The following is a 17,668-nucleotide window of genomic DNA, read 5'->3' as shown; positions in this document are numbered from 1 at the left end:
TCGCGCGCTCGGTTCGCACGGACGGGCGAGACCAGGGCAAAGTCTACCGGCGACCCTCCTCGTCCCGTGGGGCCTCTCTGCGACGGGACCGGGGGAGGACCCGCAGGGCGTCCCCTATGTCCGCGACTTCCAGGACCTTCATACCCGAGGGGATCTTGCCCGGGTCGCCCGGTACGAGGGCGTGTGTGAAGCCCAGGCGGTGGGCTTCTGCCAGCCTGCGCTGCACGCCCGTGACCCGTCTCACCTCGCCCGCGAGGCCTACCTCCCCGATCGCGACGAGGTTCTTGGGGAGAGGTGTGTCACTCGCCGCGCTGGCCAGGGCGAGGGCGACGGCCAGGTCCGCGGCCGGCTCCGAGAGCTTCACTCCGCCGACCGTCGCCGAGTAGATGTCCCTCTTGCCCAAGGCGCTGATCCGCCCGCGCTGTTCCAGCACCGCGAGCATCATCGAGACCCGGGAGGTCTCCAGGCCCGAGGTGGTGCGGCGCGGGGAGGGGATCTGCGAGTCGACCGTGAGTGCCTGGACCTCGGCGACCAGCGGGCGGCGGCCCTCCAGGGTGACGGTCAGGCAGGTGCCCGGGACCGGTTCGGCCCGACGGGTCAGGAAGAGCCCGCTCGGGTCGGCCAGGCCCGTGATGCCCTCGTCGTGCAGCTCGAAGCAGCCGACCTCGTCGGTGGTGCCGTAGCGGTTCTTGACGCCCCGGACGAGTCGGAGCCGGGCGTGCCGGTCGCCCTCGAAGCTCAGGACGACGTCCACGAGGTGCTCCAGCAGGCGCGGGCCCGCGATGGCGCCGTCCTTGGTGACATGGCCCACGAGCAGCGTGGACATGCCGCGCTCCTTGGAGGCCCGGATCAGGGCCCCGGCGACCTCCCGCACCTGGGCCATGCCGCCGGGCGCGCCGTCGATCTCCGGTGAGGCCACCGTCTGCACCGAGTCCAGGATCAGCAGCGACGGCTTCACCGCGTCCAAGTGGCCCAGCACGGCCGCCAGATCCGTCTCGGCGGCCAGGTAGAGATGGTCGTCGATGGCGTGGATGCGGTCGGCGCGCAGCCTGACCTGGCTCGCCGACTCCTCGCCCGTGACGTACAGCGTGCGGTGCTCGTCACTCGCCGACTTGGCCGCCACGTCGAGCAGCAGGGTCGACTTGCCGACCCCGGGCTCGCCCGCGACCAGCACCACCGCGCCGGGGACGAGTCCGCCGCCGAGCACGCGGTCCAGCTCGGGCACGCCGGTGGAGCGGGCGGTGGCCTGGCGGCCGTCCACCTGGCCGATGGGCAGGGCGGAGGTGGTGACCCGCCCCGGCGTCGTCGTACGGACCGCGGGCGCGCCGTATTCCTCGACCGTCCCCCAGGCCTGGCACTCGGGGCAGCGGCCGAGCCACTTCGCCGTCTGCCAGCCGCACTCCGTGCAGCGGTAGGACGGACGGTCCTTGGTGGTCTTCGTACGGGCAGCCATGGACGAAACCGTAGCCGCCGGCACTGACACCGCGGGGACCGACCGGGGCGGCCACCTGCGCGCCAGGGCCCCGCCACCCCGCGCCAGCGGCGGAACCACTGGTTCATGTCCCCGTTTGAGGGATCGTTTCACCCGTACGGATTAAATGTGCTCAAGCCGCCAGAAGGCGTCACTCCCGGCCCCCTACGGTCGCCGAATGATGAGCAGTACTCCGGAGATCTCGACCCGCTCGACCCGCACGGCCGGCCCGCACCGGGCGCACCGGGAAGCGCGTGACCGCGGGGCGGCGCGCACGCTGGCGCAGCGGCCGCCCGCGCGCTACGAGCCCTACCTGGACGGCCTGTTCACCTACTGCCTGTCCGTGCTGTGCGACCACGACGCCGCGACCGCCGCCCTGGGCGACGCCCTCGCGCTCGCCGAACGCCGCGGCAAGCACGTCCCCGACGCACCCGCCGACCGCAGGGCGTGGCTGTACGCGCTGGCCCGATGGGCGTGCCTGCGCAAGCTGGCCGAGGCCAAGCAGAAACGTCAGAGCAGCCATGCCGCGGGCCGCCCGCGGCCTGCCGACCGGCCGGCCGGCCCGGCCGTCTCCGAGGAGGCCCAGGAGCGGCGGCGGCGCGAACTGGCCCTGCTGGCCTGGCCGGAGGCCGCCGGAACCACCCCGGAGCAGCGCGAGGCGCTCGAACTGGCCGTGCGCCACCACCTCGCCGCCCAGGAGGTCGCCGCCGTCCTGGGCATGGACCTGGCCGCCGCCCGCGACCTGCTCGCCTCCGCCGCCTGCGAGGTGGAACGCACGCGTGCGGCCCTCGCCGTGGTCGAGACGGGGGCGTGCCCGAGCGTCGCGCACCTCGTCGGCGACGACCGGCCCGTGCTCGGCACGACCCTGCGCCGCGAACTCGTCCGGCACGTCGACGACTGCCCGCGCTGCCGCCGCACCGCCGAGCGCGCCATCCCCGGCCACTGGCCCGGCACCAGCGTCACACCCGCCGAACTGCCCGTCCTGCAGGCCCCTCGCGCGGCCCTGCACATCGCCATGGCCCACCACTCACGCGCGCGTGGCGCCGGACCCCGCTTCGACCGGCGCGGCTTCCCGATGGACCCCAAGGACCGTGCCGCCCGAAGGGCTCGGCTCCGCGCGCGTGCCGTCACCACGACCGTCGTCGCCACCGTCGTGGCCGCCCCCGTGCTCGCCCTGTGGGCCGCCTACCGGGGCACCCCCGTCGGCGAGGGCCAGGACGGCCGCTCCACCTCCGCACGCGAGGCGGACGCCCCGTTCGGCCTGGACGGCGAGATGGCCGGCGGCGGCTACGAGAACACCGGCAACGCGAGCACCGAACCCGGCCCCCGCTTCGGCAAGAACGGCAAGGCCGACGTCTCCGTGGAGGTCCTCGGCGTCGCCGGCCGCAAGAGAGCCTTGGACGTCACAGCGGACAACAGCGGCGACACCACCCTCGTCACCCTGACCGCCACGGGCCCGTCCCCGGTCCGCTGGTCCGCGTCCACGGGAGCGGACTGGCTCTACCTGAGCCAGTCGTCGGGAACGCTCCGGCCCGGCGAGTCGTTGACGATCAAGGTGTACGTCGACCATCTGCGGGAGCCCTCCGGCCCCTGGCGCGCGCAGGTGGCGATCGCACCGGTGGGCGCCGTCGTCCACATCGAGGGCTTCGGCACCGCGCCCACCCCCTCCGACCCCGGCCCGCGTCCGGACCCCCACCCCGGCGGCCCGAGCGACCCGCCGCCGCCCCAGCCCGACCCGACGCCCACGACCTCGGCCCCACCGGACCCGACGCCGACCACCCCGCCCCCGTCACCCGACCCGGACCCCACACCCACGCCCACGGACCCGGGCCCGACGGGCCCGGCGGACCCGACGCCCCGGCCCCCGGTGGGCGGTGACCCGAGCCCGTCCACGTCCTAGACGGTCGCAGCGGCTGGACGGTCTTGGCAGTCCTGGGAGCCGTAGAGGTCGCGGACGCCGCGGACGTCAGTCGACCGGATCAGCGGGATGCGGCGCCAGCAACGGCAGCTGCGAGGCCAGCCGCTCCTCGCACAGCTCCACCAGCCGGTCGTAGCCGGCCTTGCCCATCAGCTCGATCAGCTCCGGCCGGTAGGAGACGTACACCGGGTCGCCCGCGCCGTGCGCCGAGGTCGCCGAGGTGCACCACCAGTGCAGGTCGTGGCCGCCCGGCCCCCAGCCGCGGCGGTCGTACTCACCGATCGACACCTGGAGCACACGTGTGTCGTCGGGCCGGTCGATCCACTCGTAGGTCCGCCGCACCGGCAGCTGCCAGCACACGTCCGGCTTGGTCTCCAGCGGCTCGCGGCCCTCCTTCAGGGCGAGGATGTGCAGCGAGCAGCCCGCGCCGCCCTGGAATCCGGGCCGGTTCTGGAAGATGCACGAGCCCTGGAAGGGGCGCGTCTGCCGGTCGCCGTCCTCGTCCTCCGAGATCCAGCCGTTCCTCGTGCCCTCGGCGTGGTGCTGCCAGATGTCCGGCGTGAGCCTGGCCACATGCTCGGCGACCCGCTTCTCGTCGTCCTCGTCGGAGAAGTGGGCACCCAACGTGCAGCACCCGTCGTCCGCGCGGCCGGCCTGGATGCCCTGGCAGCCGCTGCCGAAGATGCAGTTCCAGCGAGAGGTCAGCCATGTCAGGTCGCAGCGGAACACCTGCTCGTCGTCCGCCGGATCAGGGAATTCCACCCAGGCGCGGGCGAAGTCCAGGCCCTTCTCGTCGGGGCGCACAACACCCGATGATTTGTCGCGCTTCGCCTTTTTCGTCTTTGGCACGAGTCCAGGGTACGGGCCTTGTGCCCACACCGAGGACGGCGGACGGCGCGGCTGGCAGTAGCGTTCCGTACATGAGACTCGGTGTCCTCGACGTGGGATCGAACACGGTGCATCTGCTCGTGGTGGACGCGCATCCCGGCGCGTGCCCGTTGCCCGCGCACTCACACAAGGCGGAACTGCGCCTCGCCCAGCTCCTCGACGACGACGGCGCGATCGGCCCCCCGGGCGTGGACCGGCTGGTGTCGGTCGTCCAGGAAGCGCTCCAGGCCGCCGAGGACAAGGGCGTCGAGGACCTCCTGCCGTTCGCCACCTCCGCCGTACGCGAGGCCAGCAACGCCGATGACGTCCTGGCGCGCGTGCGCACCGAGACCGGCGTCGAGCTCCAGGTCCTCACCGGCGAGGAGGAGGCCCGTCTCACCTTCCTCGCCGCCCGCCGCTGGTTCGGCTGGTCGGCCGGGAAACTGCTGGTCCTGGACATCGGTGGCGGCTCGTTGGAGATCGCCTACGGCATCGACGAGGAGCCCGACACGGCCGCGTCCCTGCCGCTGGGCGCCGGCCGCCTCACCGCCGGCTGGCTGCCCGGCGACCCGCCCGCCCCGGACGACGTCCGGGCCCTGCGCCGCCACGTCCGGACCGAGATCGCCCGCACGGTCGGCGAGTTCAGCCGCTTCGGCCCGCCCGACCACGTCGTCGCCACGTCCAAGACCTTCAAACAGCTCGCCCGCATCGCCGGAGCCGCCCGCTCCGCCGAGGGCCTCTACGTCCAGCGCGAACTCAAGCGGGAGTCCCTGGAGGGCTGGGTCCCGAGGCTGGCCGGCATGACGGAGGCGGAACGAGCCGAGCTCCCGGGCGTCTCGGAGGGCAGGGCGGGCCAGCTGCTGGCGGGGGCCCTGGTGGCCGAGGCCGCGATGGACCTCTTCGGCGTGGAGCGCCTGGAAATCTGCCCGTGGGCTCTGAGGGAGGGCGTGATCCTGCGTCGCCTGGATCACATGGAGTCGGTTTAGCGACCCGAGGGGCGCGGGGCTGGAGCGACCAACCGCGACGAATGCCGCACCCGTCCGTGGCAAACACCACAACGGCGAACAGGCACCCCGCTCCACCCCAACCACACCCCGTAATCTGTCCTGCATGGCAGAGCCAGCCGTAAGGATCCCGGACGCGAAGGTCGCCCTCTCGACGGCCTCGGTCTACCCGGAGTCGACGGCCACGGCCTTCGAGATCGCCGCGCGCCTCGGCTACGACGGAGTCGAGGTCATGGTCTGGACCGACCCGGTCAGCCAGGACATCGAGGCCCTGCGCAGACTCAGCGACTACCACCAGATCCCGATCCTGGCCGTGCACGCCCCCTGCCTGCTCATCACGCAGCGCGTCTGGTCCACGGACCCCTGGACCAAGCTCCAGCGGGCCCGCGCGGCGGCCGAGAAGCTCGACGCGAGCACCGTCGTCGTCCACCCGCCCTTCCGCTGGCAGCGCCAGTACGCCAGGGACTTCGTCGCGGGCATCTGGCGCATGGCGAACGAGACGGATGTGCGGTTCGCCGTCGAGAACATGTACCCCTGGCGCTACCGCGACCGGGAGATGCTCGCGTACGCCCCCGACTGGGACGTGACGAAGGACGACTACCGCCACTTCACGATCGACCTCAGCCACACCGCGACGGCCCGCGCCGACGCGCTGGACATGGTCGACCGCATGGGTGACCGCCTGGGCCACGTCCACCTCGCCGACGGCAGGGGCTCGGCCAAGGACGAGCACCTCGTGCCCGGCCGCGGCACCCAGCCCTGCGCCGAGGTGCTGGAGCGGCTCGCCCTGACCGGCTTCGACGGGCACGTCGTGATCGAGGTCAACACCCGCCGCGCCATGTCGAGCGCGGAGCGCGAGGCCGACCTGGCGGAGGCGCTGGCCTTCACACGCCTGCACCTGGCCTCGGCGGTGAGGGTGCCGAGGCGATGACCGAGGGCGCCGAGCCGATGACCGAAACGGCGAGACGATGAGCGACCGGCCCCCGACCGGCACCGACAACGGCACCGACAACGGCACCGGCACCGACAACGGCACCGACAACGGCACCGGCACCGACAACGGCACCGGCACCGGCACGGGCACCACCGCCCGACGCCGGGGCCGCCCACCGCGCACGGAGTCGGCCGACACCCGGGACCGCATCCTGACCGCCGCCCGCGACGAGTTCTCCGAGCGCGGCTACGAGAAGACGTCCGTGCGCGGCATCGCCAAGGCGGCCGGGGTCGACCCGGCGCTCGTGCACCACTACTTCGGGACGAAGGAGCAGGTCTTCGAGGCGGCGATCACCCAGTCCTTCGGACCCGCCCTGCAGGCACCGAAGGCCGTCGAGGAGGGCCCGCTCGACGGTGTGGGGGAGCGCCTGGCCCGCTTCTTCTTCGGCGTCTGGGAGAACCCGTCGACCCGCGCGCCCCTGCTCGCCGTCGTCCGCTCCGCCGTCACCAACGAGACCGCGGCGACCGTCTTCCGCCGCATCATCGCGACCCAGGTCCTGCGCCGGATCGCGGGTCGACTGGACCTGCCGGACGCCGAACTGCGGGCCGAGCTCGCCGCCGCCCAGCTGGTGGGCACCGCGATGCTGCGGTACGTCATCAAGGTCGAGCCGCTGGCCTCGGCGGATCCCGAGCAGATCATCGCGCGGCTGGCACCGGTCGTGCAGGGACACCTGACCGAACCGTAAGCCTCACGGAGCCGTCGGCCGAGATGGTCATCCCGTATTCCGGACACTCCGTCCCGCCCTCTGGATGACCGGCGTACGCTCGATAGCAGTCAGAAATCTCCGAATCCTCTGACGCAGTCTCTGAAGGAGCGAGCGACGATGCCCGAGCTGAGGTCCCGCACAGTCACCCACGGCCGCAACATGGCGGGCGCCCGCGCCCTTATGCGAGCCTCCGGTGTACCGGGTGCGGACATCGGCCGCAAGCCGATCATCGCGGTCGCCAACAGCTTCACGGAGTTCGTGCCGGGCCACACCCACCTCCAGCCGGTCGGCCGGATCGTCAGCGAGGCGATCGTCGAGGCCGGCGGCATCCCGCGCGAGTTCAACACGATCGCCGTCGACGACGGCATCGCGATGGGCCACGGCGGCATGCTCTACAGCCTCCCCTCCCGCGACCTGATCGCGGACAGCGTGGAGTACATGGTCGAGGCCCACTGCGCCGACGCCCTGATCTGCATCTCCAACTGCGACAAGATCACCCCGGGCATGCTCAACGCGGCCCTGCGCCTGAACGTCCCGACGGTCTTCGTCTCCGGCGGCCCGATGGAGTCCGGCCGGGCCACCCTGGTCGACGGCACGGTCCGCACGCTCGACCTGGTCGACGCGATCTCCGACGCCGTGAACGACAAGATCTCGGACGAGGACATCCTCCGTATCGAGGAGAACGCCTGTCCGACCTGCGGCTCGTGTTCCGGGATGTTCACCGCCAACTCGATGAACTGCCTCACCGAGGCCATCGGCCTCTCCCTCCCCGGCAACGGCTCGGTCCTGGCCACGCACACGGCGCGCAAGCAGCTCTACGTCGACGCGGCCAACACGGTCATGGACATCACCCGCCGCTACTACGAGCAGGACGACGAGACGGTCCTGCCGCGCAACATCGCCACCTTCGCGGCCTTCGAGAACGCGATGGCCCTCGACATCGCGATGGGCGGCTCGACCAACACGATCCTGCACCTGCTGGCCGCGGCCCAGGAGGCCGGCGTCCCCTTCGGTCTGACCGAGATCGACACGGTCTCCCGCCGGGTCCCCTGCCTGGCCAAGGTGGCTCCGAACGTCGCCAAGAACCGCACCTACTACATGGAGGACGTGCACCGCGCCGGCGGCATCCCCGCCCTCCTCGGCGAGCTGCACCGCGGAGGCCTGCTCAACGAGGACGTGCACGCGGTCCACAGCCCGTCCCTGTCCGACTGGCTGAAGACCTGGGACGTGCGCGGCGGCTCCCCGTCCCCCGAGGCGGTCGAGCTGTGGCACGCGGCCCCCGGCTGCGTCCGCTCCGCCGAGGCCTTCTCCCAGTCCGAGCGCTGGGAGGCCCTCGACGAGGACGCCGAGGGCGGCTGCATCCGCTCCGTCGAGCACGCGTACTCCAAGGACGGCGGCCTCGCGGTCCTCAAGGGCAACCTCGCGGTCGACGGCTGCGTGGTGAAGACGGCCGGCGTCGACGAGTCGATCTGGACCTTCGAGGGCCCGGCGGTCGTCTGCGAGTCGCAGGAGGAGGCCGTCGAGAAGATCCTGCTGAAGCAGATCAAGGAGGGCGACGTCGTCGTCATCCGCTACGAGGGCCCCAAGGGCGGCCCCGGCATGCAGGAGATGCTCTACCCGACCTCGTACCTGAAGGGCCGCGGCCTCGGCAAGGCCTGCGCCCTGATCACCGACGGCCGCTTCTCCGGCGGCACCTCCGGCCTCTCCATCGGGCACGCCTCGCCCGAGGCGGCCGGCGGCGGCACCATCGCCCTCGTCGAGGACGGTGACCGCATCCGCATCGACATCCCGAACCGCTCCATCGAGCTCCTCGTCGACGACGCCGAGCTGGCACGCCGCGAGCAGGCGCTGAACGGCGTGTACGCCCCGAAGAACCGCGACCGCAAGGTCTCGGCGGCGCTGCGGGCCTACGCGGCGATGGCGACCAGCGCGGACAAGGGCGCCGTGCGGGACGTGACCATGCTGGGCTGAGTGTTCTCCACGGGGAAGGGCCGCCCCCGGTCTCCCGGGGGCGGCCCTTCCGCGTACGCCGGGCACGCACTACCACCCGGACGGATCACGCCCGTTCACGGCGAAGACGGTCCCGTCCGGCGCACCGGCGTAGACGCGGTCGCCCACGAGCACGGGCTCGGGCAGCGAGGCCGGAACCCGGTCCGACCGGTCGCCCAGCCGCGGAGACGTCTGCCCGACGAGCTTCCCGCGCCGTGCGTCGACGGCGAGCAGCCGTCCGTCCGGCGCGGTCACGTACACGTACCGGTCGTCGGCGACCGGCGTCGACCCCCGGACGACACCCGTCTCCAGACTCCACCGCTGCTTCCGCGCCTCCAGATCGACGGCGACCAGCCCTCCACCCGTCGCCATCAGGTGAACGACCTCCCCGTGCACACTCCCCTCCACCTGCTGCAGCGGAATACGCAACGGCACCCGCAGACTCGTCCGGCTCTCCGGGGCGTAGCGGACCACGGCCCGCGCATCGCCGCGCACGGCGTCGACCGCCACGAACACGACCGCCCCGCCCACAGCCCCGAGCGGCTCCAACGCCCCCTCCAGCCGCGCGTCCCACCGCACGTCACCCGTGCCCGGGTCCACCGCCGTGACCTTCGTGCTGGTCCCATCGCCGGACACGCTCGCCGCGTACGCCAGCGGATCACCGGGGAACGAGACGAAGTACGGCACGTCCTGCCCCGGAATCCGATGACTCCACTTCACGTCGCCCGAGGCGCTCTCCACCGCGGTGACCGTGCCGTCGGCCGCGGTGAGCAGCAGCATGCCGCCGACGGCCCGCAACCCCCCGTACCCGGGCAGCTCCTGCCGCCGCTCCACGTCACCCGAGCCGGGGTCGAGCATCGTCACCCGCGGCCCCTGGCCCAGCCCGGCCGGCACCAGCCCACCCGACACGACCGGAGCCCCACTCGGCGGCCCGCTCGCGGCGACCCCGTCCAGAGGATGCCGCCACAGCAGCCGCCCGTCGACCGGATCGAGAGCGAAGACCAGCCCGGTCTGCGCACACAGCAACTTCCCCGCCGCGTACGAACACTGAGGCATGCTCTTCCCGGACAACGGCGGCGCCTCCCACGCCGCGAACGCGGCCGACGTGGTCCGCGGAGCGGCAACCTCGGGCGCCGGCCCGCCGCCCCCGAGCAACGGAACCGACACGAGCGCACCGACGACGGCCAGCCCGAGAGCCCCGGCACCGAGAGCCGCCCGCCTGCCGATCCGCAACCTGGACCGGCGCTTCCCGGATCCGGGCGCAGGGAGGCCGGAGCCCCCGCCGACCTGCTCCGCAGCCGCAGCCGCACCCTCTTCCTCCGCCGGAGCCTCGTCCACGCGCTGCGCGGGTATGAACGCCTGCGTGTCGTACGAGGCCGCCACCGACCGCAGTTCCCGCATCAACTCGTCGGGGGAGGGCCGGTCCTCGGGCTCCTTGGCGAGACACCGCAGCACGAGCGGCGCCAGCTCCTCCGGTACACCGGCCAGCTCGGGCTCGTCGTGCACGACCTGATAGGCGACGACGTAGGGGCTGTCGGAGTCGAACGGCCCCCGCCCGGTGGCCGCATGCACCATGACGGACCCGAGGGCGAACACATCGGCGGCGGGCCCCACTTCCCTGGGCCGCCGGAACTGCTCGGGCGCCATGAAGGGCGGCGTACCGATCAGCTTCCCGGTCTCGGTCCGCAGTTCGCTGTCCTTTGGCCGGGAAATGCCGAAGTCGATGACCTTCGGCCCGTCCTCGGCGAGCAGGACATTGCTCGGCTTCAGGTCCCGGTGCACAACTCCGACCCGGTGGATGTCGCGCAGGGCCTCCGCCAGCCCGGCCATCAGCCGCCGCAACCGCGCCGGGGCCAGGGGCCCGTTCCGCTTCACCTCCTGGGCCAGCGTCGGGCCCGGAATGAACAGCGTGGCCATCCAGGGCCGTCCGGCCTCGGGATCGGCATCCACGACGGGCGCGGTGAAAGCCCCGCTGACCCGGCGAGCCGCCCCGACCTCCTGCCGGAAACGGCCTCTGAACTCGGGGTCCTTGGCGAACTCCGCGTGCACGACCTTCACGGCGAGCTTCATCCCGGAGGTGCTCCGGGCCAGATGAACGACCCCCATGCCGCCCGAGCCCAGACAGGACTCCAGCCTGTAGTGACCGGCGTACTCAGGAAGTTCCGCTTCCGGGCCCGCTCCGACGTTCCGCTGTGGCGCCATGGGACCACCCCCGTGCTGTTCGTCCGCGCGCGCGACGCACGGAGCCTAGTCGATGACTCGTACGAGACAGAGGCGGCTTGCTAGCCTCCGCTGGCGAGTCACGCACAGGTGTTTGATGGCGTGATTCAGGGGAATCAACGGGACTCCATGGCAGCCATGGGGTTCAACGGGGGAGGTTTTCATGTCAGTCGAGCCTGTCGAAGAGGCCGAGCGCGGCACACACAAGACCGGCATGCCGCTGGTCACCACACTGGCCGCGGCGGCCACGTACTACTCGGTCGCACCGGGCGTCCGCCTCAACGTCCGCAGCGGTCCCGGCACCGGCTACCCGATCGTCAAGATCCTGCCCGAGGGCTCCCGAGTCCCGATCCACTGCCAGACACGCGGCACCACGGTCACGGGCCCGTACGGCACGACGAACATCTGGGACAACATCGCGAGCGGCCAGTACGTCTCGGACGCCTACGTGAACACGGGCAGCGACGGCTACATCCGCCCACGCTGCGGCTGACCTGCGGTAGCCGGGCCGGGGCCACTTCCCGGGGCTGCCCGGCGGGGGTACCGGGACCGGGTGGGTGCGCAACTCGGCGCGACGAGGCGCCGCTGCGCCCACCCTCCCAAGCGGCACGACTGCCCGCAACGGCGGCCGGCGGCAGTGGGTCAGCCACCGCGCCGCCGCACCCGCGCACGGCGAGAAGGGGACGTGTCCGGGGGTGTCCGCCCGCAGCGGTTGGCGCGTCAGCGGACAGTCAGTCGGCGTCCGACCCCATCGCGCCGTTCCGAGGACGGACACCCCCCGGTGCGGCCCCGACCCACAACCGCCCCGAAGGCGCCACGCGCACCCCACCCCACCGCACCCGCACAGGCCGCCGCAGGCATACGACCACACGACCACACGCCCCGAGCCATAATCGACCGGTGAGCGCAGAGAACGGCACCCCGGCGAAACCCGCAGCCCCCACGGACGGCCCCCGCCCCGAGCCAATCCGCTTCTTCGGCACGACCTGGCTGAACCACGACGACGGTTACACAGCTCGCCGCGTCGGCGTCGTCATCGGCTCACTCGCCACCGCAGTCGTCTCCTGCCTCGTCCTCCGCCTCGCCTACCAGGGCCTCCTGATCGCCGCGATCGGCAGCTTCGTGACCCCGCTCATGGTCGTGATGTTCGCGATCTGCAGCGCGTTGGCCTTCCGCCACACCTGGGACGGCTTCACCCGCCGCCCCGACCCCGACCGCCAGGTATCCCTCCGCGGCCTCCTGATCATCGGTTTCGTCGGCTCCCTCCTCGCGTACTTCTTCCGCTCCCTCACCGAGGCCCCCGGCGAAAAGCTCCACCGCGAGGAGTACGAGGCAGCCCGCAGGCACCACGAGAAGCGCACGACCCGCCGCTCGGGCAACCCGTCGAAAAAGCGCCGCCGCGCATAACCCCCCGGCCTCTCACCGAAATCTCACCACCCCCCGCCCCCACCCCCGGCCACCATGGCCGTATGACCCCACACCCCTCCACCCACCACCCCACCGGAGCCGAAACCACCCCCGAGCCCCTCACGCCGACGCACCCCACCCCCCAATCCGCCCGCGCCCACTCCTTCAACGCCGCCGCAGCCCAGTACGCGGCCAACCGCCCCTCCTACCCCCCGGCCCTCTTCGAGGCGATAGAAGCCCTGGCCGACCACCCCCTCCCCGGCTCCCGCGTCGCAGACATCGGCGCCGGCACCGGCATAGCGACCGCGCTCCTCCACGCCCGCGGCGCGAACGTCATCGCCGTAGAACCCGGCGACGGCATGGCGGCCCAGTTCCGCAGCACCCTCCCCGACATCCCGATCGTCCGCGGCACCGGCGACGACCTCCCCCTCGCCGACGCCTCCGTCGACCTCGTCACCTACGCCCAGGCCTGGCACTGGACCGACCCCGCCCGCTCCGTCCCGGAGGCCCTCCGCGTCCTGCGCCCCGGCGGTGCCCTCGCCCTCTGGTGGAACACCGACGCCCTCGACGTGCCGTGGATCGCCGAGGCAGCCTCCCGCACAGAGCGCCACTTCGGCATCGACATCTCGGCCGAGAAACGGAACGTCAACGCCCGCGCCGCCGACCCCACCGGCCGCCTCGAATTCACCCGACGCACGGTCCGCTGGAGCCGCCGCATCCCCGTCGACACCCACCTCGCCAACATCGGCAGCCACTCGGTCTTCCTGGTCAACGGCGAGGAACACACCGCGGCCTTCATGGCCGAGGAACGCGAGCACCTCCTCGAGGCCTTCCCGGACGGCATCGTCGAGGAGGTCTACGAGGTAGTCCTCCTCCTGGCGAAGACCCCTGCTTGACGCACCCCACCCCCAGGAGCATTATTCATCACATGATGAATAATGCTCCTGACCCGCCACGCCCCGACACCACCACCACGGAATCCACAGCCGTCCACACCAAGAACTCAACGGCCATCCGCGCCGAAACCCTCACCGTCGCCCGAGGCCCCCGCACGGTCCTGCACAACCTCGGCTTCACAGTCCCCCGCGGCCAGATCACCGGCCTCCTAGGCCCCTCCGGCTGCGGCAAGTCCACCCTCATGCGCGCCGTCGTCGGCACCCAGGCCAAGGTCACCGGCACCCTCGACGTCCTCGGCCACCCCGCCGGCCACCCCACCCTCCGCACCCGCATCGGCTACGTCACCCAGGCCCCGTCCGTCTACGGCGACCTGACGGTCCGCCAGAACCTCGACTACTTCGCCGCGATACTCGACCCCGGCCGACCCGCCGCCGAACGCCGCCACGACAACGTCACCCGCGCCATAGCCGACGTCGACCTCACCACCCACGCCGACGCCCTGGCCGGCAACCTCTCCGGCGGCCAGCGCAGCCGCGTCTCCCTGGCCGTCGCCCTCCTCGGCACACCCGAACTCCTGGTCCTCGACGAACCGACCGTCGGCCTCGACCCGGTCCTGCGCCGCGACCTCTGGACCCTCTTCCACGACATCGCGGCGAGCCGCGGCGCGACACTCCTCGTCTCCTCCCACGTCATGGACGAGGCCGAACGCTGCCACCGCCTCCTCCTCATGCGCGAGGGCGAGCTCCTCGCCGACGACACCCCGGAGGCCCTGCGCACCCGCACCGGCGCGGAGACGGTCGAGGAGGCCTTCCTGCACCTGGTGGACGAGGCAAAGGCGGCATCCCGCACAAAGGAGACGACGCGATGACCACCACGACCACCCCCACCCCACCGAGGGCCCTGAACGCCTCCCGAACCACCGCCACAGCAACCCGCGTCCTGCGCCAGCTCGCCCACGACCCGCGCACCATCGCGCTGCTGATCCTCATCCCATGCGTGATGCTGTTCCTGCTGCGCTACGTCTTCGACGGCAGCCCCCGCACCTTCGACAGCATCGGCGCCTCCCTGCTCGGGATCTTCCCGCTGATCACGATGTTCCTGGTGACCTCCATCGCCACCCTGCGCGAACGCACCTCGGGCACCCTCGAACGCCTCCTCGCCATGCCCCTCGGCAAAGGCGACCTCATCGCCGGCTACGCCCTCGCCTTCGGCACCCTCGCGATCATCCAGTCCGCCCTGGCCACCGGCCTCGCGGTCTGGTTCCTCGGCCTCGACGTCACCGGCAGCCCCTGGCTCCTCCTCCTGGTGGCCCTCCTCGACGCCCTCCTCGGCACGGCCCTCGGCCTCTTCGTCTCGGCCTTCGCGGCATCGGAATTCCAGGCCGTCCAGTTCATGCCGGCGGTGATCTTCCCCCAGCTCCTCCTCTGCGGCCTGTTCACACCCCGCGACAACATGCACCCGGCCCTGGAGGCCATCTCCGGCGTGCTCCCCATGTCCTACGCGGTGGACGGCATGAACGAGGTCCTCCGCCACACGGACATGACCGCCACGTTCGTACGCGACGTCCTGATCGTCGCGGGCTGCGCCCTTCTGGTACTGGGCCTGGGCGCGGCGACACTCAGGCGCCGGACGGCGTAGCCAACGCAGCCCGTCGGCGTTCGACCCACATCCCGCCCACCGGACACGCACCCCACCCCACCACCCCCGAGTGCGAGGATGAACCCGGACGACGCGCAACCCCCGGAGGGCACCCCAGCCATGACCCAGAAAGTCGCAGTCCTCGGCACCGGCAAGATCGGCGAAGCCCTGATCAGCGGAATGATCCGAGCCGGCTGGACCCCGGCCGACCTCCTGGTCACCACCCGCCGCCAGGAACGAGCCGAGGAACTCCACACCCGCTACGGCGTCACCCCGGTCACCAACCCCGAAGCCGCCAAGACCGCCGACACCCTGATCCTCACGGTCAAACCGCAGGACATGGGCACCCTCCTCGACGAACTCGCCCCCCACGTCCCCGCCGGCCGCCTGGTCATCAGCGGCGCCGCCGGCATCCCCACCGCCTACTTCGAGGAACGCCTCGCCCCCGGCACCCCGGTCGTCCGCGTCATGACGAACACCCCCGCCCTGGTCGACGAGGCCATGTCCGTCATCTCCGCCGGCACCCACGCCACCGCCGACCACCTCACCCACACCGAGGAGATCTTCGGCGCCGTCGGCAAGACGCTCCGCGTCCCCGAGTCCCAGCAGGACGCCTGCACGGCCCTCTCCGGCTCCGGCCCGGCCTACTTCTTCTACCTGGTCGAAGCCATGACCGACGCGGGCATCCTCCTCGGCCTGCCCCGCGACAAGGCCCACGACCTGATCGTCCAGTCCGCCATCGGCGCCGCGACGATGCTCCGCGACAGCGGCGAACACCCCGTCAAGCTCCGCGAGAACGTCACGTCCCCCGCCGGTACGACGATCAACGCCATCCGAGAACTCGAGAACCACGGCGTACGAGCCGCCCTCATCGCCGCCCTCGAAGCCGCCCGCGACCGCAGCCGCGCCCTGGCCTCGGGCAACAACAACTGAGGAGCGCCACGGGCGTCGGGGACGGTCCGCCCCCGACGCCCGCACCACCTCACACCCTCAGCACGCCGGCCCCACCCGCGTCCGCCGCCGCTTCCGGCACGGCGGGCAGCAACCCGATCGCGCGATAAGCGGCATCCACCGTCGGCCGAGCCATCCCCCGAGCCCGCTCCGCACCGTCCCGCAGCACGCGCTCCACATAACCGGGATCCGCGCACAACTCCTTGTGCCGCGCCTGCACGGGCCTGAGCACCTCGACCACAGCCTCAGCGGTGTCCTTCTTCAACTCCCCGTACGACGTATACGCACCGCTCAGCTCCTCAGGAGTCCCACCCGAGCACGCGGCGAGGATCTCCAGCAGATTGGCGAGCCCCGGCCGGGCCTCCCGGTCGTACACGACCTCCCGCCCACTGTCGGTCACGGCCCGCAGGACCTTCTTCCGCACCACGTCCGGCTCGTCCAGCAGATAGACGATCCCCGGCCCGACGTCATCGCTCTTGCCCATCTTCGACGTAGGAACCTGCAGGTTCATCACCCGCGCCGCCACGCCCGGCCGCGTGGCCCGAGGCACCACGAACGTATGCCCGTACCGCTGGTTGAACCGCACCGCCAGATCCCGCGTGAGCTCCACATGCTGCACCTGGTCGTCCCCGACCGGCACCTCGTCGGCCCCGTACGCCAGGATGTCCGCCGCCATCAGCACGGGATACGTCAGCAGCGACAGCCGCACACTCCCGCCCCGCCGCTGCTCCCGCGCGGCCTTCTCCTTGTACTGGATCATCCGCCGCATCTCACCGTCGGTGGCCACGCACTCCAGCACGTACGACAGCCGTGCGTGTTCGTCCACATGGCTCTGCACGAACAGCGTGCAGAGCTCCGGATCCAGCCCGGACGCCAGCAACAGGGTCGCCGCCTGCCGGCTCAGCCTGCGCACCCGCGCGGGATCGTGGTCCACGGTCAGCGCGTGCAGATCGACGACGCAGAACAAGGCGTCGGCCTCGTACTGGTCGACGGCAGCCCACCGCCGCATGGCTCCCAGGTAGTTCCCCAGCGTCAGATGCCCCGTCGGCTTGACCCCGCTGAAGACCCGTGTCATCGCTCCTCCACCTCCCGGTCGGGACCGCCGCCCCCGCGGCCGCCCCTCGGTGTCCGGAGGGAGAAACAAGAACGGCCGCCGAAGCGGCGGCCGTTGAGTGCATACGTGAAGACGGCCGCCGTCAGGCGGCCCACCACAGCTGGGTACACGTACGCGTCGTCACGCACCCCAGAGTACGCCCCGGGAGTGCCGTCCGCCCTTGAGTTGACACGCCCAGACCCCGTCCGTAGTGTTCTCCGAGTTGTCCGACGTGAGCGCCGACCCCGGTCGGTCCCCGGGCAGCCACTCCGCAGGTACCAACCACTACTCGACGCAGTAGCTCTGTCGTCGTTTCATTGGCATGCGTATTTACGGAATGAGGAATCCCCGTTCGAAAGGACGCGGCCCCCGATTGGCTCGGGAGCCGGGGAATCCGCTAAAGTCTCACTCGTCGGATCGGCCCAACAGCCGCGAAGACAAACCCTGCTGACAGGGAATCGGGCCCGAAAGGATCTGATAGAGTCAGAACCGCCGGAAAGGGAAACGCGGAAG

Annotated in this window: 15 protein-coding genes; 11 read left to right on the top strand and 4 right to left on the bottom strand. The window is 71.8% G+C overall.

All coding sequences use genetic code 11. The annotated features are described in order from the left end of the window. Nucleotides 1-43: 43 nt before the first annotated feature. Nucleotides 44-1,453 (bottom strand): DNA repair protein RadA, encoded by a 1,410-nt coding sequence (radA, locus tag ACZ6TU_RS04645; protein WP_086564614.1) that lies wholly within the window; start codon nt 1,451-1,453, stop codon nt 44-46. A 196-nt stretch (nt 1,454-1,649) separates the two neighbouring features. Here radA and ACZ6TU_RS04640 point away from each other — a divergent pair, with 196 nt between their 5' ends. Next, entirely contained in the window at nt 1,650-3,371 is a 1,722-nt protein-coding gene (locus ACZ6TU_RS04640; protein ID WP_469546652.1) for a BACON domain-containing protein, read from the top strand. Nucleotides 3,372-3,437: 66 nt separating this feature from the next. Here the strand turns inward: ACZ6TU_RS04640 and ACZ6TU_RS04635 are convergent, their stop codons facing one another. Next, complete coding sequence (locus tag ACZ6TU_RS04635) at nt 3,438-4,238, bottom strand: DUF3109 family protein (protein WP_467675142.1); 801 nt, start codon at nt 4,236-4,238, stop codon at nt 3,438-3,440. A gap of 71 nt (nt 4,239-4,309) precedes the next feature. Between ACZ6TU_RS04635 and ACZ6TU_RS04630 the strand changes: the two genes are divergently transcribed. The 4 genes from ACZ6TU_RS04630 (at nt 4,310) to ilvD (ending at nt 8,931) form a co-directional block, all read left to right on the top strand. Then, a complete protein-coding gene (locus tag ACZ6TU_RS04630; protein ID WP_467675143.1) occupies nt 4,310-5,242 on the top strand; it encodes a Ppx/GppA family phosphatase in 933 nt (310 codons plus the stop codon). A gap of 124 nt (nt 5,243-5,366) precedes the next feature. Next, entirely contained in the window at nt 5,367-6,191 is an 825-nt protein-coding gene (locus tag ACZ6TU_RS04625) for a sugar phosphate isomerase/epimerase family protein (RefSeq protein ID WP_467675145.1), read from the top strand. 37 nt (nt 6,192-6,228) lie between these two features. Continuing rightward, on the top strand, nt 6,229-6,939 hold the full coding sequence (locus ACZ6TU_RS04620; RefSeq protein WP_469546647.1) for a TetR/AcrR family transcriptional regulator: 711 nt from the start codon (nt 6,229-6,231) through the stop codon (nt 6,937-6,939). 138 nt (nt 6,940-7,077) lie between these two features. Then, the gene (ilvD, locus tag ACZ6TU_RS04615; protein ID WP_469546644.1) at nt 7,078-8,931 is read left to right on the top strand and encodes a dihydroxy-acid dehydratase; all 1,854 of its coding nucleotides are present in this window, start codon (nt 7,078-7,080) and stop codon (nt 8,929-8,931) included. Nucleotides 8,932-9,000: 69 nt separating this feature from the next. Here the strand turns inward: ilvD and ACZ6TU_RS04610 are convergent, their stop codons facing one another. After that, the gene (locus ACZ6TU_RS04610; RefSeq protein WP_469546641.1) at nt 9,001-11,151 is read right to left on the bottom strand and encodes a serine/threonine-protein kinase; all 2,151 of its coding nucleotides are present in this window, start codon (nt 11,149-11,151) and stop codon (nt 9,001-9,003) included. 181 nt (nt 11,152-11,332) lie between these two features. Between ACZ6TU_RS04610 and ACZ6TU_RS04605 the strand changes: the two genes are divergently transcribed. The 6 genes from ACZ6TU_RS04605 to proC all read left to right on the top strand — a co-directional run bounded on the left by ACZ6TU_RS04605 (nt 11,333) and on the right by proC (nt 16,044). Further along, nucleotides 11,333-11,662, top strand: a complete 330-nt coding sequence (locus tag ACZ6TU_RS04605) for an SH3 domain-containing protein (protein ID WP_467675153.1) — start codon at nt 11,333-11,335, stop codon at nt 11,660-11,662. Nucleotides 11,663-12,069: 407 nt separating this feature from the next. Further along, entirely contained in the window at nt 12,070-12,576 is a 507-nt protein-coding gene (locus ACZ6TU_RS04600) for an EamA/RhaT family transporter (RefSeq protein ID WP_467675155.1), read from the top strand. Nucleotides 12,577-12,638: 62 nt separating this feature from the next. Next, nucleotides 12,639-13,472: a class I SAM-dependent methyltransferase gene (locus ACZ6TU_RS04595; protein ID WP_467675157.1), complete on the top strand. Its 834-nt coding sequence runs from the start codon at nt 12,639-12,641 to the stop codon at nt 13,470-13,472. Between the two features lie 32 nt (nt 13,473-13,504). Further along, entirely contained in the window at nt 13,505-14,341 is an 837-nt protein-coding gene (locus tag ACZ6TU_RS04590; protein ID WP_469546635.1) for an ABC transporter ATP-binding protein, read from the top strand. Beyond that, nucleotides 14,338-15,111 (top strand): ABC transporter permease, encoded by a 774-nt coding sequence (locus ACZ6TU_RS04585; RefSeq protein ID WP_467675161.1) that lies wholly within the window; start codon nt 14,338-14,340, stop codon nt 15,109-15,111. The genes ACZ6TU_RS04590 and ACZ6TU_RS04585 overlap by 4 nt, the downstream gene beginning before the upstream one ends. Nucleotides 15,112-15,231: 120 nt before the next feature. Beyond that, entirely contained in the window at nt 15,232-16,044 is an 813-nt protein-coding gene (gene proC, locus ACZ6TU_RS04580) for a pyrroline-5-carboxylate reductase (RefSeq protein ID WP_467675163.1), read from the top strand. Nucleotides 16,045-16,093: 49 nt separating this feature from the next. Here the strand turns inward: proC and trpS are convergent, their stop codons facing one another. Next, nucleotides 16,094-17,137 (bottom strand): tryptophan--tRNA ligase, encoded by a 1,044-nt coding sequence (gene trpS / locus ACZ6TU_RS04575; protein ID WP_467675165.1) that lies wholly within the window; start codon nt 17,135-17,137, stop codon nt 16,094-16,096. Nucleotides 17,138-17,668 lie beyond the last annotated feature (531 nt).

The organism is Streptomyces sp. NPDC052064, from assembly GCF_055585925.1.
This window is presented reverse-complemented; position numbering and strand designations above follow the sequence as displayed.